At 47.9% G+C, this 1,042-nt stretch carries 2 protein-coding genes; both read left to right on the forward strand.

Features of this window, described 5'->3' with window-relative positions:
• Nucleotides 1-70 precede the first annotated feature (70 nt).
• Nucleotides 71-355, forward strand: coding sequence for a transposase (locus G9U52_RS39075; protein ID WP_166158879.1), 285 nt, complete (start codon nt 71-73; stop codon nt 353-355).
• An 11-nt stretch (nt 356-366) separates the two neighbouring features.
• Nucleotides 367-1,042, forward strand: a 676-nt coding sequence (locus G9U52_RS39080; protein ID WP_311765007.1) for an IS3 family transposase, incomplete at its 3' end; no start/stop codon positions are given.

The raw sequence follows: 1,042 nt of genomic DNA on the forward strand, positions 1-1,042 counted from the left end.
TGCAGTTAGACTGAATAGTAGACACAGATTATACTAGATTCAATAACTTGAATGAGGGAGCCCTGTGTCTATGAAAAAGATCGATCATGATGAAACGTACAAGAAGCAGACCGTTCAATACATAAAGGAGAGTGGGAAGTCTGTAGCTGAAATCGGACGGGAGTTAAAAATTAACGCGAATACCTTATATGGCTGGTTGAAAAAGTATGGTAGTGAGCCTGAAATCGTAGCTGTGCAAGCGTTGAAGTCGGAAGACCAGCGACACAAGGAACTCCTGAAGCAGATTCGTGATCTCCAGGAGGAGAACGAAATTTTAAAAAAGGCGATGCACTTCTTCGCAAAAGACCGTCGGTAAAATACACGTTCATCTATGAACACCGCTCCGAGTACCGACTGGAGAAGATGTGCCGCATTATGAACGTTTCGCGTAGCGGCTATTACAAGTGGTTAGGGCGCCCCGAGAGTAACCGTGAGCGCCAGCACAAAGAATGGACAGGGCAAGTCAAGGAAGTCTATGACCGATCCAGGCAGATTTACGGAAGCCCCAAGGTCACCCAGCAGTTAAAGAAGAATGGCATCTCGATCTCTGAGCGTACAGTGACCCGGATTATGAAAGCCAATGGGATCCGTTCCAAAACGGTGAAAAAATACAAAGCGACAACCAACTCCAAGCACTCGTTGCCCGTTCAAGAGAATGTACTAAACCGTGAGTTTACGGCAAGCAAGCCTAATGAGAAGTGGGTGACGGACATTACCTATGTATCCACAAATGAAGGCTGGCTCTATTTGGCGAGCGTTATGGACCTGTTCTCCCGTAAGATCGTCGGCTGGCACATGAGTGAACGAATGACCAAGGAGTTGGTTCTACAGGCATTAAAACAAGCCTATGGACGCCAACACCCTGGCCAGCGGTTGCTGCACCATTCGGATCGTGGAAGCCAGTACGCCTCCTTGGATTACCAGAAACAACTCCAGCTCTATGGCATGGTGGGCAGCATGAGTCGTAAGGGGAACTGCTATGACAATGCTTGCATCGAGTCCT

Origin of the sequence: Paenibacillus agricola (genome assembly GCF_011440305.1) — a bacterium.
GTDB lineage: Bacteria > Bacillota > Bacilli > Paenibacillales > NBRC-103111 > Paenibacillus_S > Paenibacillus_S agricola.